General features: G+C 76.9%; 1 protein-coding gene. It reads right to left on the reverse strand.

The window, feature by feature from the left end:
- Nucleotides 1-502: SDR family NAD(P)-dependent oxidoreductase (locus HO151_RS01085; protein WP_173894270.1), on the reverse strand; the 502-nt coding region annotated here is incomplete at both ends.

Below are 502 nucleotides of genomic sequence, written 5' to 3' on the forward strand. Positions count from 1 at the left end.
GTCCTGCGCCAGGGGGCGCAGGCCGCCCTGGTCGAGGCCGTCCGCCATGCCGCTCCCGGCCCACGGCCCCCAGGCCAGGGACAGCGCGGGCAGTCCGGCGGCGTGCCGGCGGCGTGCGAGGGCGTCGAGGAACGCGTTGGCTGCGCCGTAGTTGCCCTGTCCGGGGGCGCCGAGGACACCCGCGACGGACGAGAAGACGACGAACGCGGTCGGTTCCGCGTCACGGGTGAGTTCGTGCAGGTGCCAGGCCGCGTCGGCCTTCGGCCGCAGGACCTCGTCGACGCGCTCGGGCGTCAGCGAGGGGATCACGCCGTCGTCCAGCACGCCCGCCGTGTGCACGATCCCGCCGAGGTCGCGACCGTCGAGCAGGGCGGCCAGCGCGTCGCGGTCCGCCACGTCGCAGGCGGCCACCTCGACCAGGGCGCCCAGGTCGGTGAGTTCCGCGGTGAGTTCGGCGGCTCCCGGCGCGTCCGGGCCGCGGCGGCCGGTGAGCAGCAGGTGG

This window comes from Streptomyces sp. 8P21H-1 (assembly GCF_013302945.1).